The sequence below is a fragment of the Streptomyces sp. NPDC054786 genome (genome assembly GCF_053611685.1).
The window spans coordinates 122,501-146,264 of the sequence record NZ_JBSHAW010000004.1 but is presented as its reverse complement, the minus strand read 5'-3'; the positions used below and the strand labels follow the sequence as shown (position 1 = coordinate 146,264).

The following is a 23,764-nucleotide window of genomic DNA, read 5'->3' as shown; positions in this document are numbered from 1 at the left end:
CGGCCGTCGCCCGGCCCCGGCCGGTCGTGGCGGTCAGCGTTGGTGGCGCTGGGCCTGGGCGATCTGCTGTACGAGGGAGGCCGGTGAACCTCTGCGCTGGGCAGCGGCTGCCAGGGCGGGGAAGAGCCCCCCGATGGCGCTGCCCAGGCGTAGTTCGAGTGGTGCAACATTGACCTCGGCGCGATTGCGCTCGATCGCGCTGAGGGTGCCGGCCGCGACCTGTTCGGGGCTGACGGTACGTATGCCGGCCGGTGGCGTGGCACCGGTGTCGGCGAACATCCCCGCTTCACGGACGAAGCCCGGTTGCACGATGGACACGCCTACGCCCGTGCCGTGCAGATCCTGGCGCAAGGCGTGGGCGAAGCCGCGCAGCCCGAACTTCGCGGCGCTGTAGAGCGAGGTGGCGGGGGAGGACGTCCGGCCCGAGAGCGAGCCGATCATGACCAGGTGGCCGCGGCCGGCGGCCACCATGTGCGGGGCCAGGAGCCGGGACAGCAAGAGCGGGGCACGCAGGTTCACGTCCAGCGACCTGTCGATCTGGTCGGGCGTGTAGTCGAGCAGGTTGCCGCTGGCGGGCAGGGCGGCGTTGGCAACCAAGATGTCCACGGGCCCGGCTCGTTGGGCAAGATCCTCGACCGCCTCACGGTCGCTCAGATCCGCGACCAGGGCGCGGGCGCCCAAAGACGTTTCGAGTCGCTTGAGCGCATCTGCGCGTCGGCCGGTAACCACCAGATGGGCACCTCTGGCCGCGAGCGTCCGGGCCAGCGCGTTGCCGATGCCTCCGCTGGCGCCGGTCAGCAGAACGGTCGATCCCTTGATGTGCGGCAAGTCGTCCTCCGTTACTGTTCGTTCGAACGAACAGTAACGGAGGACGGCGGGATCCGCGATGCCCTGAGGGGAGTTGCACGCCTTCGCGGCGGTGGGGGAGCCGTGGCCGCGGACGCGGCGTCCACGCGTCGGCACGCCGTCAAGGCCGGCCGGCGCACCCCGATTCACGGATCATCCCGGACGCGTGCACCTGGGCCCATGTGTCCGCCGACGATGCCGACAATGCCGCTCGTGCCGACAATGCCGTTCATGCCGACAACGCCGGCGGCCCCGGCCCCCACTTGGCCGCCCGCCACCCGCCGGTGCCTCCCGCGCCCGCCTCCGCTCCTCGTCAAGACAAGGTGGATGACGCCCGGACCGGCCATGGGACGATGACGAGATGCCGAACACCTCCCAGGCCCGCGCACGCATCATTGCGGCCACGCTCCGGATCATCGGCGACGACGGGATCGCAGCGGTCACCAATCGTCGCATCGCCAAGGAGGCCGGCGTCTCTCTCGGCTCGATCACCTACCACTTCGCGACCCAACACGACCTGCTGCGCGAGAGCTTGCGCTCCTTCGTCGACCAGGAGACCCGCCGCTTCACCGACCTGGCCGCACGCTATTGCGCGGGCCGGACCTCCCCGGAGCAGGCCGCCACCCTGATCGGCCAGGTCGCCGCCGACACCGCCTTCGACAGCGAGCACATCGCACCCTTCGAGCTCTACCTCCAGGCCGGCCGAGACCCCCAGCTCCGTGCTGCAGCCGAGGAGTGCTTCGCGGCCTATGACCGCTTGGCCGCCTCTCTCCTGGGCGCGATCGGCACACCCGACGCCGAACGCCTCGCCGGTCCCACCGTCGCCCTCATCATCGGCCTGCAGCTGCGCCGCCTGGCCACCGGCACCAGTACCGACGACCTCGTCGATGCGCTGCTCCTGCTCGCGGGCGCTCCGTCACAGACGGCCGCTGTCAGTGCGCCTCCGGGACCTCCGGCCCGGGGCTGAGCAGGTCGGCCGGCCGTTTGAGCTCGCAGGCCGCGTATGCGCGACACCTGCTCACTCTCCTATGCGTGTTGCCTCGCGTTCACCAGCCCGGCAACAAGGTTCGCCCGCTCGGCCATGGCGTCGATCAGCAGGTACTCGTGGTCGGCGTGGGCACCGCCTCCGACCGCTCCAAGGCCGTCGAGTGTGGGCACCCCCAGTGCAGCCGTGAAGTTGCCGTCACTTCCGCCGCCGACCGCCTTGCCTTCGAGGTCAGGAAGCAGCCGCTGTGCCACCACGAAGAGCTCGGCCGACGCCGACTCCGGCATCGGGGGTCGGCCGACAGCTCCCTGAACCGCGATCTCCGCCTCATCGAGATGCGGAGTCAGCGCGGCGAAGGCGGATTCGATGCGCTCTTTCTCGTCGGCCGACTCGACCCGGACGTCGACGATGACCATCGCCTCTGCGGGAACGACGTTGTCCAGAGTTCCCGCGGACGCCACGGTCGGGGTGACGGTCGTGCCGAGCTCGGGTCGGCCGAGCGCTGCGATCTCCAGTACCTGGTGTGCTGCTTCGATCAGGGCGTTGACCCCGGCTGCGGGCTCAAGGCCCGCATGCGACGCCCGGCCGGCGATGGAGACTTGGAACGTGCCGCAGCCTTTACGGCCGGTCTTCAGGGCTCCGCCGTCGGCGGCGCCCTCCAGCACAAGGACAGCGCCGCAAGCAAGGGCGCGCTCTTCGATGAGCGTGCGCGAGGAGCGGGAGCCGACCTCTTCGTCGGCGGTCACCAGGATCTCGACGCCTGACCGGTCATCGAGTGTCGCCAGGCCATGAACGGCCTGTACCAGACCGCCGAGCATGTCGAAGACGCCGGGGCCGGTTGCCTGCCCGTCCTCGACCATGAACGGGCGGCGTTCAAGAGTGCCGAGCGGAAACACCGTGTCGTGGTGACCGAGGATCAGTACTTTGGGATCGCCGCCGGCTGACCAGTGGACGTGCGGCCCGGCTTCGCTTTCCACGAGGACGGCCTTCCCGCCAAGACGGCTCTCGATGACAGCGGCGACAGTCTTGGCCGATGCCGTCAAGGCGTCGAGGTCGCGCGAGGGAGACTCGATTTCGACAAGTGTCCTGAGGTCCTCCACCATCGCGCCAACACTCACAGGGACGGGCTTGTGCATCGTCATGTGGCAAAGGTAACCGGCACGCCGCGCCGGAAGGGACTGCCCCCGGTTCGGTCGGCTCCCGCTGCCTGGCCGGTCACAAGGACGCCCCGCCGGCGGACGTGGAGAAGTCCTGACGGGCGGCGTCACGGCCGATCACCGAGGCGGGCGACCACCGAGCCGGCCCCCGCGCCCAGCTCATGGCGCTCGGCCGCAGCTACCTCGACTTCGCACTGAACCACCGGGGCATACATGCTGCGCGCCCCTCACCCCCGGGACCAGCTCGGTATGCCGATCGCCCTGCGCACCAGCGCCATCGGGCTGTCCGCCGCCGCCGGCCCCGTCATCCGCGGGGCACTCGTCGCCGACCTGGGCTGGCGAGCCGTCTTCTTCCTCACGGTGCATCCCGCGCTCGTGACCGGCGTACTCCCATTGCGGGCGAGATCGCCAGGTGAAGCGCCGGCATGACCGAGGCAGTAACCGGTGATCGCTGGTCCTCGATGACGCCGTTGATCACCGGCGTGGAGTGGAGGAGCTCCAGCAGTGCGTCCTGCTGCTCTCGATCGGCCGCCATTGCGGTCGGCGGACGCCCGATCGGACTCGGGGCGGGCGGCTGCGGTGGCTCAGGACCGTTCGCGGACGGAGGCTTGAGGCAGGCCGACCGCCTGCTGCCCGGCACGGTGACGCCGCCCCGAATCCCTTCGCCCGCTAACCACTAAAAATATCTTGACAGGTTAGGTTGGCTGTGTTCGACTGGCCATATAACCACTCAGGCTCAAAAGGAGGGTTAGAGGCATGATCCCCGAAGTCCACCACCGCACCGCCACCGTCAACGGCCTCGACGTCTTCTACCGGGAGGCCGGCGACCCCCAGGCGCCCGCCGTCGTGCTCCTCCACGGCTTCCCGACCAGCTCGCACATGTTCCGCCACCTGATCCCGGCGCTCGCCGACCGCTACCACGTGATCGCCCCCGACCACATCGGGTTCGGCCAGTCGGCGATGCCGACCCTGCAGGACTTCCCCTACACCTTCGATGCCCTCACCGAGGTCACCTCCGGCCTGCTCCAGCAGTTGGGCATCGACCGCTTCGCGATGTATGTGCACGACTACGGAGCGCCCATCGGCTGGCGGCTCGCGCTCCAGGCCCCGGACCGCATCACGGCGATCATCACCCAGAACGGCAACGCCTACGAAGAGGGCTTCGTCAAGCCCTTCTGGGACGGCGTGTTCGCCTACGCCCAGGCCCCTGGACCGGACACCGAAGCCCCCCTGCGTGGCGCCCTGACCGCCGAGATCACCCGCTGGCAGTACGTCAACGGAGTCGCCGATCCCAGCCTCGTCAGCCCCGACAACTGGGTCCACGACCAGGCCCTGCTGGACCGGCCCGGCAACGACGAGATCCAGCTCAAGCTCTTCCGCGACTACCCCACCAACGTGGACCTCTATCCGCAGGTCCACCAGTACTTCCGGGACTCCCAGGTCCCGCTGCTGGCGGTCTGGGGCGCAGGCGACGAGATCTTCGGCCCCGCGGGCGCGGAGGCGTTCAGCGAGGACCTGCCAGGTGCCGAGATCCATCTGCTCGAGTCCGGGCACTTCGCCCTGGAGAGCCACCTCGGCACCATCACCGAGCACATCCGCGACTTCCTCGGCCGCGTCCTGGCCTGATGCCGTCCGGCACGGAACCCGGGACGGCCGGAACTGCCTGGTCCGTCTCGTCCGGCACGCCTACCTTCTCCACCTCGAAGCCCACGACAGCGCGCGCCGGTCCTACGGCCGTCTCCCGGCTCCCTCCGCGAGCGGGGAGTCAGGACGCGGCATCCCCACACCCCGGGGTGCCGCCTCCCGCCCACCCCGCACCCGGAAGGAACACGTCATGGGACTGTCCTGGCAGCAAGGGCCCCTTTCCGCAGGCGCCATCGGACACTTCCTCACCCCCGAACCCCTGCCGCAGCGCCTGCTGTTCGCTGAGCGGCTGCGCCGACGCATGCGCGTGAAGTTCAACGACACCTGGATCGCGGACAGCGAGGACGTGATCGTGCTGCACGAGCCGGGCCGCTACCCCGTCGCCTACTTCCCCCGCGCGGACATCGACGAACAGGTGCTGGTCGCGAGCGGCAAGGTCACCCGGCACAAGGACCTCGGCGACACCGCCTGGTACACGGTGCGGGCCGGCGACCGCAGCACCGAACGCGCCGCCTGGGAGTTCACCGCGCTCCCCGAGCACGCCGCCGGACTCCAGGGCCGCATCGCCTTCGCGTGGCGCGCGATGGACGCCTTCTACGAGGAGGACGAGCGCATCCTGGGACACGCCGCGGACCCCTACCACCGCATCGACATCCGCAACACCTCTCGCACCCTGGAAGTCCGCCTGGGCGACACCGTGGTGGCCCGCTCCGAGCACCCCGTCGTGCTGTTCGAGTCCGGATTCGCCCCGCGCTGGTACGTCCCGCGCGCCGACATCGACGAGACGCAACTGCGCCCCGTCGAAGGCCAGACCTTCTGCCCCTACAAGGGTCTGTGCGACTACTTCGACATCGGCGACGCGCGCCGTGCCGCCTGGTCGTACGGCAACGCCTACCGGGAGGTGGACCGGATCGGCGACATGGTGTCGTTCGAGCCGGACCAAGTCGAGGTCACTCTCGACGGCAAGCGCCTGGAACCCGAGCCCGGACAGAGGGTCATGCCCACGGCGTCGACCGCGGTCTGGACGTCGACGAGCTCAGGACCCGCTGACCGTGCACGGCCGGAGGCATCGAGGAGGGGCGGGGCCGTGATGAAGTCCCTGCATGGTTCTGTCGCCGGTCGCTTTTCGTCAACCAGCCATTGCGCACGGGTCGAGGAGAGCGTGACGAAGACCCACTGACCCCGTGACGGGCGCCCGGCTGAACGGGTGAATATCCGTCAGCCTTCCTTGTGCGCAGGTCACTCGGGTGGGTTACTGGCTGTACTTACCAGGTGGGCCGCCCATCCCTCCGCTGGGAGATGCGGTGGTCGGCTCATAGGTGCTCGGTGCATCGGCTCGGCTTCCATAGACATGGCGTCGCCTGACGGAGGGTTCTACCAGCTGTCGCCCTGAGGGGCGTTGGCCGGCGGAGCTGGCTCAACCACGTCCTAGGAGGCGTCTTGCGAGCCCTTCATGTTCTGCGAACGCTGGTGGCGGCGGGTGTGGTTCCGCTGGCATTGGTCTCCGCCCCCGACGCCCACGCAGCGTTGCCGATTTCGGTGACGTGCGGTGAATCGGCGTTGGTCGATGCGGTCAACACGGCCAACGCCGCCGGGGGCGGCAGCTTGGCTCTCGCTCCCCTGTGTACGTACACCCTCACCAGCGCCCACAGTTCGGGTGGAGCCGGGCAACCGGCGGGGTTGCCGAACATCACCACTGCAATCTTCATGTCCGGCCTGGGCACGCAGATCACCCGGGCCCCGGGAGCACCGGCTTTCCGGATCTTCGAGGTCGACGGGCCGTCACAAGTCCCGGGCGCCAGCGGTCAGTTGTCCCTGTCCGCAGTGACTGTCAGCGGTGGTGACGCCGGTTTCGGCGTGGGAGGCGGTATCGCCAACCTCGGCGGCGCGGTAGTCCTCAGCGGCAGCACCGTCCGCGACAGCAAGGCGTCATACGGCGGCGGTATCTACACCGACGGTGCATTGACGCTCACCGGCAGCAGGGTCACCGCGAACACCGCCGGCGTCAACGGCGGCGGCATCTTCACCAACGCCGGTGGGGTGGCCTTGATCGGCAGTCTGGTGGTCGGCAACACCCCGAGCAATTGCGGTGCCCTGCCTCCCGTTTCCCCCGCCTGCTGAAGACGGCATACCCGGGCACCGACGCCACGACGAACCGGGCCGCCCGCCCCCGCGCCCCCACCGCGGAGCGAACGGCGGCCCGTCCGCGCCCTGACCGACGACCCGTCAGCGGGGCGCGGTCGATTCAACGGCAGGAGAACCAGTGGGGCGCGGTCGAACAACGGCAGGAGAAGGAGAGCATCATGGCTCCGGCAGGGACCAGCGCCGGCCCCACCCAAGACGTTCCGGCGGGGGCACTTCCGTCACCCGTCCAAACTGGCGATATCCCGGGTCGGGTGGAAGTCGTGGACACCGTTGAGCCGCGGGTGGTGAACGAGATCCCGGTGGGGCACGCCCCCATCTGGGCGGCGATCACCCCGGACGGCCGGCACGTCTATGTGACCAACTTCGGGGCCAGCAGCATCAGCGTCATCGACACCTCCACCCGGAACGTCGTCACCACGATCGGTGTGACCAGCGGACCGTGGGAGATCGAGGTCACCCCGGACGGGCTGCGCGCCTACGCGGCCTGCTTCGGGACCGACAGTGTGGCGGTCATCGACACCGCCACCAACACCGTCACCGCCACCATCCCGGGGCTGGACAAGCCCCTCGGCCTCGCGGTGACACCCGACGGCTCCCGGCTCTACGTGGCCAGCCTGGGCGGGAACCGGGTGGATGTGATCAGCACGGCCACCGATACCCTCATCGCCTCGGTTCCGGTGAGCAGCGGGCCACGCGGTGTGGCGGTCACTCCCGACGGGGCGCAGGTCTACGTCACCGAAGAGGGCGCGAACGCGGTCGAGGTCATCGACACCGCCACCGACACCGTCATCGAGACCATCACCGGGTTCCTCTTCCCCCGGGGAGTGGCGGTTTCGCCCGACGGACAGCGTGCCTATGTGTCGGAGTACGGCGGCAACCGGCTGGGCGTCATCGACACGGTCACGCATTCCGTGGTGTCCACCCTCACCGGGCTGCCCATCCCCTTCGGCGTGGCGGTCAGCCACGACGGGCTGCTCGCGTACGTCACCTGCGACGGAAATGACAGCGTCGCCGTCATCGACCTCGTCAGCAACACGGTCATCGATACGGTGCCTGGCTTCCACGCGCCGTCCTGGCTGGTGATCGCGCCGGACGACCTCGAGGTCTACGTGGTCAACAACGGCAATGAGACGGTGAGTGTGCTGCGCGCGCCGGAGGGTGGGTACCCCAACGTGGGGCCCATGTCGGGCGGAACGCCGGTGACCATCTTCGGGGAGGGGCTGAGCAACACCACCGCTGTCCGCTTCGGATGCTATCCGGCCGCCTCGTTCACGATCGTCAACGACCGTGAGATCCGGGCCGTTTCGCCGCTCCTCGTCAGCGATGTCAAGGTCGGCGTCACCCTCGGGCAGCAAACCACCCGGACCGTCGGCCGGTTCTACTACCTCCCGGACTCGGTGCTGACCCTGATCAGCCCGAAGTCGGGCCCGCTGGGCGGGGGCGGCACGCTGACCGTGACCGGCCGGGGCCTGATCACCACCGTCTCGGTGCACTTCGGCGACGTGGCCGTCACCCCGTCGTCCGTCCTGGACGACCAGGTCATCGTGGCGGTGCCGCCCGCGCGGACGGCCGGCCCCGTGCCGCTTACCGTGGTCACGCGGAGCAACTCGTATGGGCGGGCCACCTACACCTACGTGGGGCCGCCGCACATCACCTCGGTGGCCCCCTCCACCGGCTCGACGGCGGGCGGCAGTCCCGTCCTGATCGAGGGCGCCGAGCTCGCGTTCACCCAGACGGTGACGATCGGCGGGGCCGCGTCCGCCTTCGGGATCATCTCCAACACCCGGATCGCCGCCGTCACTCCTCCCGCGGGCGCCCCGGGTCCGGCGAATGTCGTGGTGGCGACGACAGGCGGCACCGCCACCGCGGTCGGGGCCTTCGTCTACATCTGACCGCCGGGCCCGGCCGCCGGGCCCCACCGGGTCGTGCGCGAAATGCTCAACACCTGAGCCGTGATCGCCTCATGACCCGCTGCCTCACCCGGAACCGCCACCCAAGGCCGCTTGCGGCGTCCTCGTGCGCGCAGACGGTGTGAATTGCCGGGCCGTCGACCGGCGCTCTTTCTCACGCCTCAGCGCGCGGCGCACAACCAGCACTTGACCTTCGCGGCCGGCGCCGAACCTCGCAGACCGTCCCCGCAGGGAAACGTGCGACGGACCGGAATCAGAAACACCTTCTGACGAGCGCGCATACCGCCGGCCGATGCACGGCTGAAGCCATCTGCCCGTTTTTTCAAGCTCCTTGGCGCTGGATCGAACCGCATCCGCCGGGGCGCGCAACGGCGGAAAGAGTCGAATGGCGAGCTCTTAACCGATTTACATATGGACCCCTCGATGCCCCAATTCCACCTATCGCCTCCTTCACCCCTTGGCTTTAATCAATGCAAGCGAGATTGACGGCGCCCGTGATGCGGCGCCGCGTCGCTTCACATAGGACGGCCCGCCCAGGCGCCCTGAGGCAACGGTCTCCACCATCCCCTTCCCGCCCCACGGGGGACATCCCATGCGGTTGCGGGCCGCGTCAGCTCACCGCCTGCTCCTGCGCACCCCGGCAGAGCGGCACGTTCGAAGGAGAAAGATCATGGCAACCATCACGTCATTGGTGGACACAACAACCACTACCAACCAGGGCAAGCCAGGCGACACCGTCCAAATCAATGGAACCGCTCTGGGTACCACGACGAGGGTGAACTTCGGTTCGGCGGCGGTCACCCCGGTCAGCGTCACCGCCACCCTGGTCACCTTCGTGGTGCCCAATACAGCGCCGTGCTCCGGTCAGGTCTCGGTCAGCGTCACCAGCAGTGCCGGCGCCACCAGCAACGCGCTGCCGTTTTTCGTCATCGCCACACCGACCACCACAGGACTGAGCGTCACCTGTGTAGCGGCCGCCACAGGTGGCTCGGTGACGCTGTTCGGCACCAACTTCCTCTCCGGAACCCAGGTCGGAGTGGGCACCGTCGGCAACGTGGCGGTCACCCCCACCCAGCCGAGCCAGGTCACCTTCACCGCGCCGGCCAACCCGGGTCAGGTCGGTACGGTGTCGACCCAGTCGGTGAGCATCACCACCGCCGGCGGGACCAGCGCCGCGGGCACCACCCTGATCGACTACTACCTCGCGCCGGCCATCACCTCGGTGTTCCCCACGTCGGGTACGGCGGGGGACCAGATCACCGTCAACGGAACCGGTTTCGTCGGCGTCGACACCGTCACCTTCACCGACATCGGCGCCGGCACCGCCACCGCGGTCTTCACCCCCGTGAGCGACACCCAGCTCGTCGCCACCGTGCCCGGCGGACTCGCCACCGGCGCCGGGACCATCACGGTCCACACCTGCGGCGGCAACTCCAACGCCCAGGCCTTCACCGTCACCTGATCGTCGGCACGACCGGGGACCAATGGCACGACCACCGAGTCGCCGCCCGTCCGCAGCGCGTGGCGCGGGCGGGCGGCGACGCCCCGCGCCCTGGCCGACAACCGCCGGCCGGGGCGCGACTGCCCAGGCGGTACGAGAAGGAGACGAGGATCATGGCCCCCGTAGTGACCAGTGTCAGCCCCACCCAAGGTGCTCCAGCGGGGGGTACCAACGTCATCATCACCGGCTCCGGCTTCACCGGCGCCACCATGGTCAGGTTCGGCCCCAACGGCACCAATTTTCTCATCGTGAGCGATACGCAGATCACGGCCAAGACACCCGCAGGGACCGGCACGGTCCAGGTCACGGTCACGGCACCGACGGGGACCAGCACCCAGAACGTGTTCTTCACCTACGCCCCGGCCCCCGTACTCACCACACTCGGCCCGACCTCGGGCCCCACCTCGGGCGGCAATGTGGTCATCATCAACGGCACCAATCTGTCCGGTGCGACCTTGGTGAAGTTCGGGAGTAATTCGGCGGTCATTCTGACCAATACGGCTACTCAGCTCACGGTCATTGCGCCTGCGGGTGTGGGTACGGTCAATGTCACGGTCACTACGGCGGGTGGCGTGAGCAATGCTCTTGCCTACACCTATGCCGCTGTTCCCGTTCCGGCTATCAGCAGCCTCAGTCCGACGTCGGGACCTACGGCGGGTGGCAATGTGGTGACCATCAACGGCACCAACCTCGCCGGTGCGACCTCGGTGTTCTTCGGTGTCGGCGCCGCCACCATCCTCACCAATAGCGCCACCCAGATCACCGTGAGCGCCCCGGCAGGCACCGGCACCGTCAATGTCACGGTCACCACGGCGGGCGGCACGAGCAACGCCCTCCCCTACACCTATGCCGCCGCTCCCGTCCCGGTCATCAGCAGCCTCAGTCCGACGTCGGGTCCGACCTCGGGCGGCAATGTGGTCACGGTCAACGGCACCAACCTCGCCGGTGCGACCTCGGTGAAGTTCGGGAGCAACTCGGCAACCATCCTCACCAACACCGCCGGCCAGATCACCGTCATCGCGCCCGCCGGGCCGCCTTCCTCGGTCAATGTCACGGTCACCACGGCCGGCGGCACCAGTAACCCTCTGCCGTACTTCTATCTCGCCGCGCCCACCCTCAGCGATCTGTCCCCGCACCTCGGCCCGGACACCGGAGGCAACACCGTCACCGTCTTCGGCACCAGTCTGACGCTCACCAACGCCGTGAACTTCGGGGGGAATCCGGCCACCGCCATCAATGTGGTCTCCGACAACCAACTGACCGTGACCGCACCGGCCGGGTCCGGCACGGTCGTCGTCACCGTCACCACACCGGGCGGAACCAGCACGGCAGCCACCGGGAATCCCTACTACACGTATCTCGGGGCGCCTGTCCTGACCAGCCTCAACCCCTCCGATGGCGCTGATCTCGGGGGCGACGCGATCGTGCTGGGCGGCAGCAACCTCACCTACACCGACGCGGTGTCCTTCGGCGGTGTCCCCGCCTCGTTCTCGGCGATCTCCGACACCCAGGTCGTCGCGACCTCCCCGGGCGGAGCGCCCGGCACGGTGAATGTCATGGTGCACACCCCGGCCGGTAACAGCAACGCCCTGCCTTATGTCTACGACCCGTCGTAGGGCGTGGGATGCCGAGGCTCGTCGCTCGGCCGGCGTCCGGCGTCCGGCGTCCGGCGAGGTTGGGCCCGGGAGCACGCAGTCCCGGGCCGGACAGGACGCCTGGCCCGTTCGTGTCCTGTCCGGCCTCAGGCTTCCCTGCCGGCGAGTGCGTACGTCGTGATTCGGGGGGTAGGCGGAGCACAGACATCACAGGTGCAACAAGGCGGGTCGTATGGATCAAACAGTGGGGGGCGAGGATCAGCAGTCGCTGGTCAACGATCCAATTTCGGCATGTACCGCCTATGACGGCTCCGCAGGAAGCATCGGGGACGCTCGCGCCTTTGCCCGTGATTTCCTGGCCCAGCTGCAGGCCCTGCACGGTCTTCCGGTCTCCGGTCGGGCCATGGACACGGTCCAGCTGGTGGTCAGCGAGCTGGTGACGAACACCTGCAAGTACGCCCCTGGCCCGTGTCTCCTGGACCTGCAGCTCAACGGGGACTACATCGAGGTGACCGTCTGGGACAGCGAACCGGTGCTGCCGGTGGCCCGGTCGGTCGACCCGGGCAGGGTCGGCCAGCACGGGCTGGAGATCATCGTGGCCGTCTGCGAGGGCTTCGAGGTCCGGCGGGAGCCCGTCGGTAAACGGACCAGAGCGACGATCGCCCTCGCCGACGCGGCCGGCCGCCTCCTCTGATGCCCACCGCAGGCTGACAGCAGTCATGCGGCGGCACACCGTGCTCGCGTAACTCCTTTGCCCGTAAGGTCGTTGAGCCGGTATCGCGTGCATGACCGTCTCCCTGCCGGAGCGCGAATGAGGGACCTGAGATCGTCGGCTCGGGTCCCTCACCCCTGCGCGGACCGAAGGCCCCGCCCCTTGGCTCAGCTCGGCTGAATCGCGCGCAGCATGTTCAGGCGGGCCGCCCGGCGAGCCGGCCAGATCGCGGCCAGCACCCCGATCGTCGGCGCCAGAGCCAGGAAGATCCCCAGCCTCCCCCAGGGCAGGACCAGTTCGTACTCCTGCATCGAGGACGTGGTCAGGCTGCCTCCGGCCCAGGCCAGGAAGATGCCCGTGCCGATCCCGAGCACCGCACCGAACAGCGAGATCACCACCGACTCCAGCCGGACCATCCGCTTGACCCCGGAGCGGTCGAGGCCGACGGCCCGCAGCATCCCGATCTCCCGGGTGCGCTCGAAGACCGACATGGCCAAGGTGTTGACGACGCCGAGCACCGCGATGATGACGGCCATGCCGAGCAGCCCGTACATCATGTTGAGGACCGTGGTGATGGACCCGTTGTTCTCCTCGATGAGCTGCTCCTGGCTTCGGACCCTCAGCAGCGGGCTGTCGCCGAGCGCGGCGCGGATCTTCCGCTCAAGGCCGGCGGCCCTGCCGGGCTCGGCCTTGACCAGCACGTTTTCGAGCTCCTTGGAGCCGGAGTACGGGAGCACGTCGGTCAGGGTGCCCAGCGCGTCGTCGGCGGCGCGGATCTTGGCGTAGACGGCGACGACCGCCAGCTTCTTCTTCCGAGCCTTGCCGGTGTCCACGCCGGTGCCCATCGCTGCGTCGATGGTGTCGCCGACTTCGAGGCCGGCCTTCCGGGCGAACTCGTCGGAGACCGCGATTTTTCCGCGGCCGAGGTCGTGCAGCGAGCCGGACTGGACGTCGAGCTGCGCGGTCTTGACGAACGCCTCCGGGTCCGTGCCGGTGATGACGGCGTATTGGCCCTGGGTGTCGAGCTCTGCCGAGGTGACAGGGGTGGCAGCGGCGACTCCGGGCACCCGGGCGGCCTTCCCGGCCGCATCCGGGTCGAGTCCGCGTGCGGTGCTGTTGGTGACCTTGTAGTCGGCGGTCAGGCCCTGGGTGGCCTCCTTGGCCATGGCGTGCTGCGCAGAGTGCGCGCCGACGGTCAGACCGGTGATCAGGGCGAGCCCGATCATCAGGGCGGATGCCGTGGCGGCGGTGCGGCGCGGGTTGCGCAGCGCGTTCTCGTGGGCGAGCTTGCCGCTGATGCCGAAGAGGCGGGTGGTGACGTTACCGGCCAGGGTGATCAGCGGCCGGGAGAGCAGCGGGGCCAGCACGATCACGCCACCGAGGGTCAGTACGGAGCCGAGCATCGCGATCATCAGGTTCGACTCCTTGCTCGTCGTGAGCGTGGAGACATACAGCATCACCAGTACCCCGGCACCGGTGAGCAGGGTGCCGAGCACATTGCGGACTCTCAGGGCGCGGGCGGGCGGCGCCTGGTCGACGCTGCTGAGCGCCGCCACGGGGGCGATCTTCGCGGCCTTGCGGGACGGCAGCCAGGCGGCCAGGACGGTGACGACGACGCCGACCGCGAGCGCGGACAGCGGGGACGCGGGAGTGATGACCAGCGGTCCGTCGGGCAGTCCGGCACCAGTCGTGTTGAGCAGCGGGCGCATGGCAGTGGCGATGCCGAGGCCGAGCGCGAATCCGGCGGCGGAGGCAATGAGGCCGACGAGGGCGGCCTCGATGAGGACGGAGCGGACGACCTGGCGGCGCGAGGCGCCCACGGCCCGCATCAGTGCGATGTCGCGGCTGCGCTGGGCGATGAGCATGGTGAAGGTGTTGGCGATGATGAACGCGCCGACGAACAGGGCGATTCCGGCGAAGACCAGCAGCGTCTTGGTGAGGGACTGGGTGTTCTTGGTGATCTGGGCGGACTGCTCGACGGCCAGGTCGGCGCCGCTGGTGGCCTGGGCGCCCTTCTCCGGGAGCAGCGCCCGCACCTGTTCGGTCAGCGCGCGCTCGTCGGTACCGTCTTTGGCCGCGACGGCGATTTCGTCGAACTGGCCGGGGTGGAGGAACAGCTTCTGTGCGGTCGGGGTGTCGAAGAGCGTGAGGGTGCCGCCGGCGGTGACCCGCGGATCGTCGGTGGAGACGATGCCGACCAGCTTCTTGGTCAGCGCGGGCCCGTCGGTGGCGAAGCGGACCGTGTCACCGATCCGGTAGCCGGCCCTCTCGGCGGTCTTGGCGTCCACCGCCAGTTCGCCCTCGGCAGCCGGGCCGCGGCCTTCCTTCAGCGGGAAGTGGCTGTCCTTGCCGTCCTTGCCCGGCAGGTAGTTGGTGGCGAGGTTCTGCCAGGTGTTGCCCGCGTTGACCGGGCGGCCGTCCTTGCCGGCCAGGGTGCTCTCGCCGTTGACGGCGGGACGTACCGAGGCGACGTCGGGCAGTCGGCCGATCTTCCGCGCCAGCGCGGTGTCGGGGGCGGTGGTCCGTTTGCCGTCCGCGCTGCCTGACGTATCGGTGGCAGCGGCTTCCGCGCCGCCTCCCGCATCGGTGGCGGTGCCGGCCCCCGACGCCCGTACGGAGACGGCCACTCCCTTGAGGCTTTCGGCGGAGGCCTCGCGGAAGGAGTGGGCGACGGTGTCGCCGAAGACGAGGGTGCCGGAGACGAAGGCGACACCGAGCAGGACCGCGAGGGCGGTCATGATCAAGCGGGCTTTGTGCGCAAGGACGTTGCGCAGAGCGGTACGCAGCATGGTCGAAGTCAGTCCTGGAGGTACGAGGGGGCGGTGTGCGGATGCGGGATACGGGGCGCTGGATGGCGGCCCCGGGCGCGTCAGCTCGTCCGTCCCCTGGTGTCGAAGAGCCGCACACGGTCGAGCACGGCCTCGGGGGTGGGGGCGGGCAGATCGTCGGTGAGCCGCCCGTCGGCGAGGAAGACCACCCGGTCCGCGTAGGAGGCGGCCACCGGGTCGTGGGTGACCATCACGACCGTCTGTCCCAGCTCGCGTACGGAATCCCGCAGAAAGCCCAGGACCTCCGCGCCGGAACGGGAGTCGAGGTTGCCGGTCGGCTCGTCCGCGAAGATGATCTCCGGTCGCCCGGCCAGCGCCCGGGCCACGGCGACGCGTTGCTGCTGGCCGCCGGAGAGCTGCGAGGGGCGGTGCCGCAGCCGCCCGGAGAGGCCGAGGGTCCCCACGATCAGCTCCAGCCACTCCTGGTCGGGCCTGCGGCCGGCGATATCCATGGGGAGCGTGATGTTCTCGACGGCGTTCAGCGTGGGCAGCAGGTTGAAGCTCTGGAAGACGAAGCCGATCTTCTCCCTGCGGAGCCTGGTGAGCTGCCGGTCGCCCAGGCGGGAGAGCTCGGTGTCAGCGATGCAGGACGAGCCCGCGGAGAGGGTGTCGAGCCCCGCCATGCAGTGCATCAGCGTCGACTTACCGGAGCCGGACGGCCCCATGATCGCGGTGAACCGGCCGCGCCCGAACTCCACGGAGACCGAGTCGAGGGCGACGACGCGGGTATCGCCCTCGCCGTAGACCTTGGTCAGCTCCGTCGCGCGGGCGGCGATTCCGGAAGGGGCCCGGAGGCCGGTGGTCAGGGTTGCGGGCTGCGACATGGGTACTCCTGGAAGGGGTCCGAAACTCCCGACCATCGTGGCCGCGACGCACCCCCGAATCCGTCGCACTCAGGTCGGGGATGCGCCACCTGCCCAAGGGCAGAACCGCCACCGCCACCTCGCCCTCACGGACCACGACTCCTCTGTCCGAAGAGAGAGCCGGACGGCCCGGCCCCGAGCTCAGCGCATGAGCCCGGCCTGGTGCGCCAGCAGCGCCGCGTGCACCCGGCTGCCGCACCCTGTCTTCCCCAGGATCGAGCCGACGTGGGTCTTGACCGTCCCCACACCGATGTGGAGCCGACTGCCGATCTCCAGGTTCGAGAGCCCCTCACCCAGCATGACCAGCACCTCCCGCTCCCGGCCCGTCAGCCCCGCCACCCTCAGGTCGGCTGCGGTGGCACCGGCGCCGGCCCCACCGCAGCTCAGCATCCGACGGACGACGGTCCCGGTGACGCCGGGCGAGAGCACCGCGTCCCCCGCGGCAGCGGCCCGTACCGCGCTGATCAGCTCCTGCGGCCCGTCGTCCTTGAGCAGGAAGCCGGTGGCACCTGCCCGCAGGGCCCGGACGACGTTCTCCTCGTCGCCGAAAGTGGTGAGCATGACCACCTGCGGAGCGGGCTCGAGGGCGACCAGTGATTCGACGGCCGCGAGCCCGTCGACCACGGGCATGCGGACGTCGAGGAGCACCACATCGGGCCGCTGCTCGGCGCCGAGCCGGACGGCCTCGACGCCGTTGGCTGCCTCGCCCACCACCTCGATGCCGTCGGCGTGCCGGAGGATCAGCCGGACGCCGTGCCGGACCATCTCCTCGTCGTCGGCGAGCAGCACCCGGATCGCGGAACTCGCCCGGGAGCCCGTGGAGTTGGCCTGGTCAGTCATGCGTCCTGCTCCCACCGTGCGGTTCGGTCACCATCGGAACGGTAAAACGGTCGATCGCGATCAACGTGTCGGAGCGGAAGCAGTAGCGGACGATCTCCAGCCGCCCGCCCTCGGGCTTCCCGCCGGCGTACGGATACAGGCAGTCCGTGGCGGACCCCGGCCGCGGTGGTTCGTGCCCGGCGGCTGCCGCGCGCGACGCATCGTCGTCCGGTGCCACGGCCCGCATCACCTGCTCCCTGGTCATCCCCACCCGGGGCTGTTCCGGGCTCCGGTACGCGAGGTCATATCGTGAATGGTCCACCAGCAAGACCCCGAACAGCATCATCGCGCCCACCCCCACCAGGCCGAGCAGCCCGGTGACGGCGCCGGCAACGCGCCGCTGGAGGACGGAGAGCCAACTGCCGGGCTCGTCGAGGGCGACCGATCCACTGTCGTCCGGTACCGCGTCCACCGTCTCTGCGCCGGACCCGGGGGCGGTGGGGATCTCGGCCGCAACGGCGAAGCCGCCACCGGGCGTCCGCCCGGCCTCCAGGCCGCCACCGAGCAGTGCCACCCGCTCCCGCAGCCCGGTCAGCCCGCGCCCGGAGCCCAGCCCGGTCACGACAGCGGACCGGATGGGCGGAACGCCGTTGCACACCCGCACCTCCACCCGCTCGCCGGTGTGGCGGACGGTGACGGTCACATGTGCTCCGGCCGCGTACCGGTGCACGTTGGTGAGCGACTCGCGCACCACCCGGTGCACCGCCCGCCGCACCCGGGACGGCCGAGTGTCGAGATCCGGCCCCTCCCAGAGCAGTTCCACGGGAATGCCGCCGCCGCGCGACTCCTCGACCAGCGCCTCGACGTCCGCTCGGGTGCCCGTGGCGTCGGTCAGCGCGCCGGTGCCGGTGTCCTGCCCCAACGGCCCGAGGACCCCCAGCGCCTCCCGCAGTTCCTGCATCGCATTACGGGTGGCACGGCGCACCACGGCGGCTTCGTCCCGCAGTTCGGGCGCCTCCTTCCGCAGCGCCATCTCCAGCCCGCCCGCGTGCAGAGAGACCAGGCTCAGCCGGTGCCCGACCAGATCGTGCATCTCCGCAGCGATACGCGACCGCTCGCGCATACGAGACTCGCTGTCCGCCAGCCGCCGCACCTCCTCGGCGGCGACGGCGCGCTCTCGCAACGCCCGTAGCAGCCGGCCTTGCTGCCCCGCGGCGGTACCGACCAATCCAGGAACCACGATCGTGGTAACGGCGAGCACCGCACCCAGCGCAAGGCCGAACAGACTGCTGCCCACCTCCAGAGCGGGCGCGAACGCCGCGCAGGTCAGCATCGCCGAGGCGGCCGCCCCGAGCAGCACCCCGACGCGCCGCCGTGGCGTCCTCATCCGCCGGGTCGCGGTGTAGGCGGCCACCGCGGTCAGCAGCGCCACGGAGGGCACCACCCCCATCAGCGCGGCCAGCCCGACCACACTGGCCACCGGAAACCGGCGCCGCACCAGCACCAGCGCGACACCGATGGCTCCCAGAGCCGCTGCCCCATTCACCAGCCTGGCGTCGATCTCCGACTCACCCAGGTAGATGAGCAGCACAAGCGCCCCGGCCAGAACCGCCTCGCCCGCCGCTCGCCACAGCTGCCGCCCCCGCTCCCCAGGCCCCGCAAACGGGCTTCGGGTAGCGCGATTCTCGGTCACAGGCGGGGCGCTGGATGACATAACGACGATTATCAGGGGACACGTACGGCGTTCCCGTGCTTCTTGAGGGCGACCCGCCTCTACCCAAAGACAGAGGCCTCCGATACCCAAAGACCGAGGCCTCCGATACCCAAAGACCGAGGCCCCCGATACCCAAAGACCGAGGCCCCCGAAAAGCAGGAACGGGTACGGGCAAGATGCGGGCCAGAGCGGCCCGCCGCGGCAGCAGGACCCTTCGGAGGACCACCGGAGCGTGGTCGGGCTGAACCCAAGGAGTATCTAAGGCGGTACGGAAGGCCGTGAGATGAGTTTCCGCACCGCCTCACACAGACGCCGGCTCACGCACCATGAACACGTCCACCGGATCCTCGGTCTCGAGTGTGAATCCGTGCCGCTCATACAGCCGCCGGGCCGGACTGCCCTGCAGCACGTTCAGCCGGAGCAGGGTGCCCTCGCGGTCGCACTGCTCCAGCAGCCCGCGCAGCACGGCCGCACCGATGCCGCTGCCCTGCAGGTGCGGGGCCAGGTAAAAGTGCTCCAGCCAGTGGGCTTCCTCGGCCGGCCGCAGTGACACGCAGCCGGCGAACGCACCGCCCACCTCGATCACCCAGGTGTGCGCCGGCGCGAACCCGTCCCGCAGCCGCTGGCGCACCCGCTGCTCCTCGTACCGCCCGAGCCGCTCCAGATCCGCCCGCAGCACCACGGCCCGCAACTCGGCCACGGCCTCGACGTCCGCCACCAGAGCCGGCCGAATCTTCCAGTCCGCCATGATCGGCAGGCTAGCGCGCCAAGCTCCTCCCGCCCTAGTTGATCCTCTGGCTCAGCGCACCGACCAGGTGATCATTTGTCAACCAGGCCCTGAGTTCTGTCTCTTTGGTCAGTGTCGGGTCCAGATGAGGATGGCGGTGAGTGGAGGAGCGCGGCGGCTTGGTGGGCAATGGCGGGTTTGTCGGTTCGCCTGGCCAGGCTGTGCCACTGCTTGAGTCGGTTGATGCAGCGTTCAACGGTGTTCGTTGCTTGCGGGTCTGCGGGTCTGCGGGTCTGCGGGTCTGCGGGTCTGCGGGGCGAAGCCGGCCGGCCGGCCGCCGTTGCGGCTGCGCCGCAGGCGGTGGCCGGCTCGATCGGAGGGCTACCCCTTGGCCGGGTCGGCGCCCGGCTGCTTGACGATCCGGTCGCCGACCGCGAGCGACTTCCAGAGCTGGCGGCCGATCCGGACCTTCACGGATTCGCCGTCGGCAAGGCGAACTTCGACGAAGTGGTACATGTTCGAGCCGTCGAGCATGCCTCGGGACTTATCGATGACGACGCCTTCCCAGGAGTCATCTCGTCCGGCTTTGAGTGATTTCACCATGATATGGAGTCTACGAGGATCGGCAGCCGGCCATGCAGGGCCGTGAGTCACCTTCTGAGGATGACTTATGTCATGAGAGGGTCAGCCGGGCATGACGGTGGACCGACCACCAATACCTCGTGCGGTGAAGCGTACAAACCCCCACTGAGGCCTTCGCCATTGGCCAAACCGAGACGCCGTCAACCACGCTCCGGGGCAATACGCCGGTTCTGTCTCTTTGGTCAGCGTCAGGTCCAGATGAGGATGGCGGCCAGGTGGAGTGCGACCTGGTAGGCATGGCGAGTTTGCCCGTTCGTATGGCCAGTCCGCGCCACTGTTGAGAGTGGCTCCGTCTCGGGGGCAGCTGATCTGGGGCGTGCGACGACCGTTGACCAGCCCGGGGGTGTGGTGATGGGCGGTGCCCGGTCGGGATATTCGATGGTCGCCGCTTGTTCATGGTGGTCATACTGCCGCGATGGATCCAGTGACGCTTGAGACCGACCGTCTGGTGCTGCGGGCCTTCACACCTGCCGACGTGGATGCGGTGTACGAAGCCTGCCAGGACGAGGACATCCAGTTCTACACGCCGGTGCCGGTGCCGTACCGGCGTGCGGACGCGGAGAAGCTGGTCGGCGAGAAGCTGCCCGCTCAGTGGGCCGAGGACAGGGACTACACCCTCGGCGCGTTCCGCAAGGACACCGGCGCCCTGGTCGGCTCGTACTGCCTGACCCTCGTCAGCCGCGGCGTCTGGGAGCTCGGTTACTGGGCGAACAAGGAACAGCGCGGACGCGGGTACTCGGTGGAGGCCGGTCGGGCCCTGTGTGACTGGGGCTGGGACACCCTCGACGTCCACCGCATCGAGTGGTGGGCCATGGCCGGGAACACCGGCTCGCGCGCCGTCGCCGAGAAACTCGGCTTCACCGTCGAAGGGACACTGCGCAATCGCGGCATCGCCAACGATGGCAAGCCGCACGACTGGTGGGTGGGCGGACTGCTGAGGCCCTGATGCTCGGGGGAGATTCGCCCGTTGCTGGCCGTGCGTGGCTTCGCCAGGGCCGCCTGCTGTGGTCGGGTGCGGACCGTCCGGGCCGTATACACGACCAGACCGCGATGCGCACCGAGGGAATCGCCGAGCAGTTCCGGCTCCACCCGAAGGTGACGGCTGAGATCGACGAGGGCTACGGAGGGCCGGCCAACGAGTTCCCCGACCAGATCAGCGCCCCGCCACGTCAGCCGGCCCGGCCGGCCGCCCGCAGTGGGCATCCGGTGCCGACGCGCGCGTTGAGGTCGGCCCGCAGGTCGGCAAGCTCGGCCATACGCGCGTCAATGACCCGGATCTTGTCCTCGAACAGCGCGGACAACGCCTCAGCGGAGTCCGGCGCGTCGCGTAGTTCCTCGCCGTGCTGTGCGATCTCGGCCAGTGAGAAGCCGAGCGTTTGCGCGGTGCGGACGTAATGCAGCCAGGTCACCGTCTCCGGCGGGAAATCGCGATAACCATTGGTCAGCCGTCGACCTGTGACGAGGCCGATCTTCTCGTAGAAGCGAATGGTGTCCCTGGACATCGCCGCTTGCGCGGCCAGCTCGCCGATACGCATGACCCTCCGCCGGACCGTGGACTTGACCTTGGAGCGTACTCCACTGTTTACCGTGAGGCGTCGCTGCCAAGAGACCCACAGGAGCCTCGCCGTGATCCGTCTTATCGCCCCTTCCCGCCCCGACTATCTTCGCGTCATACGTGCCGGCGCCTGGTACGACCTCGTCGTCACAGCGGGATTTGCGACGCCGTGGACCTATGCGCTGGTGCACGGCGCGCTGTCGTCACTGGGGGGCACGCTCGGGCTGGGCGTCTTTCCTCCCCTCGACCCGATACAGACCTTGTACGCGAATCTGATGGGTTCGGTTGTGCTGGTCTGGGCACTCCTGCGGATCGTCAAGCCGCTGCCGGTACACGGACTGTTCGACGGTGTCGGGCGCACGCTGTTCGCCATGTGGCAGGCGTACGCACTGGCCCAAGGTGCCACGCGGCTGCTGTGGGTCTTCTTCGTTCTGGAGGTGTCGTTCGGTGTCGTTCAGCTTCTGCCGTGGTGGCGGGCTCGCGCCAACCTCATGGACGCCCCCGCGGGCCGGGCCGACGGACGCCCGCTCAGCGTCCAGAGTCAGTGATGCCCCGATCGGCGCAGGGGCGGAATGCGGGGCGGTCCCCGTGGATAAGGGGTTGTCCGGTGGGGCCGCGGTGGGCCACCGGACACGCCCTACCGGATTGTCAGGCCAAGGCGCTCCGTCAGTGCCTTCGCCTGCTCGGGCGTGGCGAGGACCATGATGCTGTCGTAGCCGTGGTTCGTCTTGCGTGCGAAGTCGACGTCGCGGAATTCGCGTGGGTCGTTCTCGGGGGAGAGTGCGGCGATGGCCTCGCAGGCTGCCCCTTGGTCGAAGTAGTCATAGCCATCCCCGAAGTGTTCGGCCGAGATGGAGACGAGCCGGCCGTTGCGCTCGAACTCCAGGATGTCGTCGCGAGATCCGCCTATTTCTTCGCCCTCGCGCAGCCTGACGTTGGTGAGGGTGACCGCGCCGTCGGTGAGTGCGGCCGCGTGGTCAAGGAGGCTTGCGTAGTCCTGCTCCAGGAAGTCGATGTCGTCGGCGTGAACCGAGACCGCCACGCCGAACTCTTCGAGGGCGCGGGCGACCTCGTAGGAGTTCAGTACGTCGTGCGCATAGTTGGCACATTCCTCAAGGACGCTCTGCACCTTCTCGGGCGGCACCATGCCGATCTCCTGAAGGACCGCTCCGACACCTACGTATGTAATCGATGAAACGTTCGGCATGGGGGGCATCTTGCCAGCCGAGCGGCTCTCACATGGCCGTATCCGAGGGATCACCACCCGCCCACATGGACCGGAATGCTTCGGGCGCGCCCCAGCCACGAAGCCCTCGGGAACTGCCGAGGGGACCGTCCCATGGACCATCACCGCATGAGGTAATTGGCCGTATGAGTTACTTCATGCGCGACGTCATGGGCGGGACGCTCGACGACCCTGATACGGCGACGATGGCGCAAGTCCTGGAGGGTCTTGCGGATGCTGATGACGAGCATCCCGACGTGTCGTTGTCCCATGAGAGCGGGTGGTGCCTCAGCGTATTCGCCGGCGGCTTGGTGCTCTGGGAGAACACTGAGGACGACTCGGTGGTCCCCGGCGAGATGCGTGTGAGTGGGCGCGAGGAGGCCTTGCGGCTGTTCGGCCTTCTCGCGGCCGGCGACGTCACCGCGCTCGAAGAACTGCCCTGGCGCAGATAACCGGCTTCGTAGTGCGGGTGTTTGGACCGTTTCGGCAAGGGCAGGCGATCTTGCGTCAGGGAAACACACCAACGCAAGAAGGAGTGCGACCATGACCGCCACCGACAAGATGACGGCCAAGACCAAGCAGGCCAAGGGTGCCGCCAAGGAAACCCTGGGCCGTGCCGTGGGCAACGAGCGGATGACCGCCGAAGGCCGCGCCGAGCGAGCCACGAGCGATCTGCGCCAGGCCGCCTCAAAGGCCAACGAGGCGCTTCACCGGTGACGACGCCACACAGTCCCCCGGACAGAGGTGGCCCTGCCATCAGAGACTCAGGCGGGGGGCCCGCACAGTTGACGACGGCCCCCCCCCCCCTTTTTGGGGCCCGTTTAACTCACAACACGGCGCGAAAAAAGGCACATTGTCCCCCACCCGGCGCAAACGCAAACGCTGGGACACCAACG

General features: G+C 69.0%; 23 protein-coding genes and 2 pseudogenes. 13 read left to right on the top strand and 12 right to left on the bottom strand.

Annotation, left to right across the window (positions count from 1 at the left end; translation table 11 throughout):
• Positions 1 to 33: 33 nt before the first annotated feature.
• On the bottom strand, positions 34 to 828 hold the full coding sequence (locus ACWGI6_RS05455; protein WP_453266252.1) for an SDR family NAD(P)-dependent oxidoreductase: 795 nt from the start codon (positions 826 to 828) through the stop codon (positions 34 to 36).
• A gap of 379 nt (positions 829 to 1,207) precedes the next feature.
• Between ACWGI6_RS05455 and ACWGI6_RS05450 the strand changes: the two genes are divergently transcribed.
• Positions 1,208 to 1,813 carry a TetR/AcrR family transcriptional regulator gene (locus ACWGI6_RS05450; RefSeq protein ID WP_453266251.1) on the top strand — a complete coding sequence of 202 codons (606 nt, stop codon included), beginning with the start codon at positions 1,208 to 1,210 and terminating at the stop codon, positions 1,811 to 1,813.
• A 59-nt stretch (positions 1,814 to 1,872) separates the two neighbouring features.
• Here ACWGI6_RS05450 and ACWGI6_RS05445 read toward each other — a convergent pair whose 3' ends face one another.
• On the bottom strand, positions 1,873 to 2,973 hold the full coding sequence (locus tag ACWGI6_RS05445) for a M20 family metallopeptidase (protein WP_453266250.1): 1,101 nt from the start codon (positions 2,971 to 2,973) through the stop codon (positions 1,873 to 1,875).
• A 228-nt stretch (positions 2,974 to 3,201) separates the two neighbouring features.
• Between ACWGI6_RS05445 and ACWGI6_RS05440 the strand changes: the two genes are divergently transcribed.
• From ACWGI6_RS05440 to ACWGI6_RS05405, 8 genes are all read left to right on the top strand, one after another.
• Positions 3,202 to 3,417: an MFS transporter gene (locus tag ACWGI6_RS05440; RefSeq protein ID WP_453266249.1), complete on the top strand. Its 216-nt coding sequence runs from the start codon at positions 3,202 to 3,204 to the stop codon at positions 3,415 to 3,417.
• A 327-nt stretch (positions 3,418 to 3,744) separates the two neighbouring features.
• On the top strand, positions 3,745 to 4,614 hold the full coding sequence (locus tag ACWGI6_RS05435; protein ID WP_453266248.1) for an alpha/beta fold hydrolase: 870 nt from the start codon (positions 3,745 to 3,747) through the stop codon (positions 4,612 to 4,614).
• A 208-nt stretch (positions 4,615 to 4,822) separates the two neighbouring features.
• A complete protein-coding gene (locus ACWGI6_RS05430) occupies positions 4,823 to 5,812 on the top strand; it encodes a DUF427 domain-containing protein (protein WP_453266247.1) in 990 nt (329 codons plus the stop codon).
• A gap of 260 nt (positions 5,813 to 6,072) precedes the next feature.
• Positions 6,073 to 6,753, top strand: a complete 681-nt coding sequence (locus ACWGI6_RS05425) for a hypothetical protein (protein ID WP_453266246.1) — start codon at positions 6,073 to 6,075, stop codon at positions 6,751 to 6,753.
• A gap of 284 nt (positions 6,754 to 7,037) precedes the next feature.
• Entirely contained in the window at positions 7,038 to 8,669 is a 1,632-nt protein-coding gene (locus ACWGI6_RS05420) for an IPT/TIG domain-containing protein (protein ID WP_453266245.1), read from the top strand.
• Positions 8,670 to 9,357: 688 nt separating this feature from the next.
• A complete protein-coding gene (locus tag ACWGI6_RS05415) occupies positions 9,358 to 10,149 on the top strand; it encodes an IPT/TIG domain-containing protein (RefSeq protein WP_453266244.1) in 792 nt (263 codons plus the stop codon).
• A 152-nt stretch (positions 10,150 to 10,301) separates the two neighbouring features.
• Positions 10,302 to 11,804 carry an IPT/TIG domain-containing protein gene (locus ACWGI6_RS05410; RefSeq protein ID WP_453266243.1) on the top strand — a complete coding sequence of 501 codons (1,503 nt, stop codon included), beginning with the start codon at positions 10,302 to 10,304 and terminating at the stop codon, positions 11,802 to 11,804.
• Between the two features lie 211 nt (positions 11,805 to 12,015).
• Positions 12,016 to 12,477, top strand: a complete 462-nt coding sequence (locus ACWGI6_RS05405; RefSeq protein WP_453266242.1) for an ATP-binding protein — start codon at positions 12,016 to 12,018, stop codon at positions 12,475 to 12,477.
• A gap of 185 nt (positions 12,478 to 12,662) precedes the next feature.
• Here ACWGI6_RS05405 and ACWGI6_RS05400 read toward each other — a convergent pair whose 3' ends face one another.
• The 8 genes and pseudogenes from ACWGI6_RS05400 to ACWGI6_RS05365 form a co-directional block, all read right to left on the bottom strand.
• Positions 12,663 to 15,284, bottom strand: coding sequence for an ABC transporter permease (locus ACWGI6_RS05400; protein ID WP_453266241.1), 2,622 nt, complete (start codon positions 15,282 to 15,284; stop codon positions 12,663 to 12,665).
• Between the two features lie 80 nt (positions 15,285 to 15,364).
• Positions 15,365 to 16,147 carry an ABC transporter ATP-binding protein gene (locus tag ACWGI6_RS05395; RefSeq protein ID WP_453266240.1) on the bottom strand — a complete coding sequence of 261 codons (783 nt, stop codon included), beginning with the start codon at positions 16,145 to 16,147 and terminating at the stop codon, positions 15,365 to 15,367.
• Positions 16,148 to 16,327: 180 nt separating this feature from the next.
• Complete coding sequence (locus ACWGI6_RS05390) at positions 16,328 to 17,026, bottom strand: response regulator (protein WP_453266239.1); 699 nt, start codon at positions 17,024 to 17,026, stop codon at positions 16,328 to 16,330.
• Positions 17,019 to 18,719, bottom strand: coding sequence for a sensor histidine kinase (locus ACWGI6_RS05385; RefSeq protein WP_453266238.1), 1,701 nt, complete (start codon positions 18,717 to 18,719; stop codon positions 17,019 to 17,021). The genes ACWGI6_RS05390 and ACWGI6_RS05385 overlap by 8 nt, the downstream gene beginning before the upstream one ends.
• 301 nt (positions 18,720 to 19,020) lie before the next feature.
• Positions 19,021 to 19,467 carry a GNAT family N-acetyltransferase gene (locus tag ACWGI6_RS05380; RefSeq protein WP_453266237.1) on the bottom strand — a complete coding sequence of 149 codons (447 nt, stop codon included), beginning with the start codon at positions 19,465 to 19,467 and terminating at the stop codon, positions 19,021 to 19,023.
• A gap of 108 nt (positions 19,468 to 19,575) precedes the next feature.
• Positions 19,576 to 19,827 (bottom strand): annotated as a pseudogene (locus ACWGI6_RS05375) (hypothetical protein); the annotation flags it as partial.
• Positions 19,828 to 20,049: a DUF7489 domain-containing protein gene (locus ACWGI6_RS05370; protein WP_453266236.1), complete on the bottom strand. Its 222-nt coding sequence runs from the start codon at positions 20,047 to 20,049 to the stop codon at positions 19,828 to 19,830.
• A 227-nt stretch (positions 20,050 to 20,276) separates the two neighbouring features.
• Positions 20,277 to 20,368, bottom strand: a pseudogene (locus ACWGI6_RS05365) (IS5/IS1182 family transposase); the annotation flags it as partial.
• A 135-nt stretch (positions 20,369 to 20,503) separates the two neighbouring features.
• On the opposite strand from ACWGI6_RS05365, the gene ACWGI6_RS05360 reads away from it, so the two are divergent.
• On the top strand, positions 20,504 to 21,034 hold the full coding sequence (locus ACWGI6_RS05360; protein ID WP_453266235.1) for a GNAT family N-acetyltransferase: 531 nt from the start codon (positions 20,504 to 20,506) through the stop codon (positions 21,032 to 21,034).
• A 223-nt stretch (positions 21,035 to 21,257) separates the two neighbouring features.
• Here the strand turns inward: ACWGI6_RS05360 and ACWGI6_RS05355 are convergent, their stop codons facing one another.
• Positions 21,258 to 21,623 (bottom strand): MerR family transcriptional regulator, encoded by a 366-nt coding sequence (locus ACWGI6_RS05355; RefSeq protein WP_453266234.1) that lies wholly within the window; start codon positions 21,621 to 21,623, stop codon positions 21,258 to 21,260.
• 91 nt (positions 21,624 to 21,714) lie between these two features.
• Here ACWGI6_RS05355 and ACWGI6_RS05350 point away from each other — a divergent pair, with 91 nt between their 5' ends.
• A complete protein-coding gene (locus ACWGI6_RS05350; RefSeq protein WP_453266233.1) occupies positions 21,715 to 22,191 on the top strand; it encodes a hypothetical protein in 477 nt (158 codons plus the stop codon).
• Between the two features lie 89 nt (positions 22,192 to 22,280).
• Here ACWGI6_RS05350 and ACWGI6_RS05345 read toward each other — a convergent pair whose 3' ends face one another.
• Complete coding sequence (locus tag ACWGI6_RS05345; protein WP_453266232.1) at positions 22,281 to 22,790, bottom strand: hypothetical protein; 510 nt, start codon at positions 22,788 to 22,790, stop codon at positions 22,281 to 22,283.
• Between the two features lie 224 nt (positions 22,791 to 23,014).
• Between ACWGI6_RS05345 and ACWGI6_RS05340 the strand changes: the two genes are divergently transcribed.
• Both ACWGI6_RS05340 and ACWGI6_RS05335 read left to right on the top strand, forming a co-directional pair.
• On the top strand, positions 23,015 to 23,320 hold the full coding sequence (locus ACWGI6_RS05340; protein ID WP_453266231.1) for a hypothetical protein: 306 nt from the start codon (positions 23,015 to 23,017) through the stop codon (positions 23,318 to 23,320).
• A 91-nt stretch (positions 23,321 to 23,411) separates the two neighbouring features.
• On the top strand, positions 23,412 to 23,585 hold the full coding sequence (locus ACWGI6_RS05335) for a CsbD family protein (protein WP_393904578.1): 174 nt from the start codon (positions 23,412 to 23,414) through the stop codon (positions 23,583 to 23,585).
• The last annotated feature ends 179 nt before the right edge of the window (positions 23,586 to 23,764 follow it).

Bases quoted from the DNA above. Each gene is read 5' to 3' on its own strand.
- ACWGI6_RS05430 (WP_453266247.1), top strand. From the start codon at position 4,823: ATGGGACTGTCCTGGCAGCAAGGGCCCCTTTCCGCAGGCGCCATCGGA.
- ACWGI6_RS05415 (WP_453266244.1), top strand. From the start codon at position 9,358: ATGGCAACCATCACGTCATTGGTGGACACAACAACCACTACCAACCAG.
- ACWGI6_RS05445 (WP_453266250.1), bottom strand. From the start codon at position 2,973: ATGACGATGCACAAGCCCGTCCCTGTGAGTGTTGGCGCGATGGTGGAG.
- ACWGI6_RS05335 (WP_393904578.1), top strand. From the start codon at position 23,412: ATGACCGCCACCGACAAGATGACGGCCAAGACCAAGCAGGCCAAGGGT.
- ACWGI6_RS05360 (WP_453266235.1), top strand. From the start codon at position 20,504: ATGGATCCAGTGACGCTTGAGACCGACCGTCTGGTGCTGCGGGCCTTC.
- ACWGI6_RS05385 (WP_453266238.1), bottom strand. From the start codon at position 18,719: ATGTCATCCAGCGCCCCGCCTGTGACCGAGAATCGCGCTACCCGAAGC.
- ACWGI6_RS05395 (WP_453266240.1), bottom strand. From the start codon at position 16,147: ATGTCGCAGCCCGCAACCCTGACCACCGGCCTCCGGGCCCCTTCCGGA.
- ACWGI6_RS05345 (WP_453266232.1), bottom strand. From the start codon at position 22,790: ATGGTGCCGCCCGAGAAGGTGCAGAGCGTCCTTGAGGAATGTGCCAAC.
- ACWGI6_RS05380 (WP_453266237.1), bottom strand. From the start codon at position 19,467: ATGGCGGACTGGAAGATTCGGCCGGCTCTGGTGGCGGACGTCGAGGCC.
- ACWGI6_RS05390 (WP_453266239.1), bottom strand. From the start codon at position 17,026: ATGACTGACCAGGCCAACTCCACGGGCTCCCGGGCGAGTTCCGCGATC.
- ACWGI6_RS05405 (WP_453266242.1), top strand. From the start codon at position 12,016: ATGGATCAAACAGTGGGGGGCGAGGATCAGCAGTCGCTGGTCAACGAT.
- ACWGI6_RS05340 (WP_453266231.1), top strand. From the start codon at position 23,015: ATGAGTTACTTCATGCGCGACGTCATGGGCGGGACGCTCGACGACCCT.
- ACWGI6_RS05410 (WP_453266243.1), top strand. From the start codon at position 10,302: ATGGCCCCCGTAGTGACCAGTGTCAGCCCCACCCAAGGTGCTCCAGCG.
- ACWGI6_RS05450 (WP_453266251.1), top strand. From the start codon at position 1,208: ATGCCGAACACCTCCCAGGCCCGCGCACGCATCATTGCGGCCACGCTC.
- ACWGI6_RS05370 (WP_453266236.1), bottom strand. From the start codon at position 20,049: ATGGTGAAATCACTCAAAGCCGGACGAGATGACTCCTGGGAAGGCGTC.
- ACWGI6_RS05355 (WP_453266234.1), bottom strand. From the start codon at position 21,623: ATGCGTATCGGCGAGCTGGCCGCGCAAGCGGCGATGTCCAGGGACACC.
- ACWGI6_RS05440 (WP_453266249.1), top strand. From the start codon at position 3,202: ATGCTGCGCGCCCCTCACCCCCGGGACCAGCTCGGTATGCCGATCGCC.
- ACWGI6_RS05435 (WP_453266248.1), top strand. From the start codon at position 3,745: ATGATCCCCGAAGTCCACCACCGCACCGCCACCGTCAACGGCCTCGAC.
- ACWGI6_RS05400 (WP_453266241.1), bottom strand. From the start codon at position 15,284: ATGCTGCGTACCGCTCTGCGCAACGTCCTTGCGCACAAAGCCCGCTTG.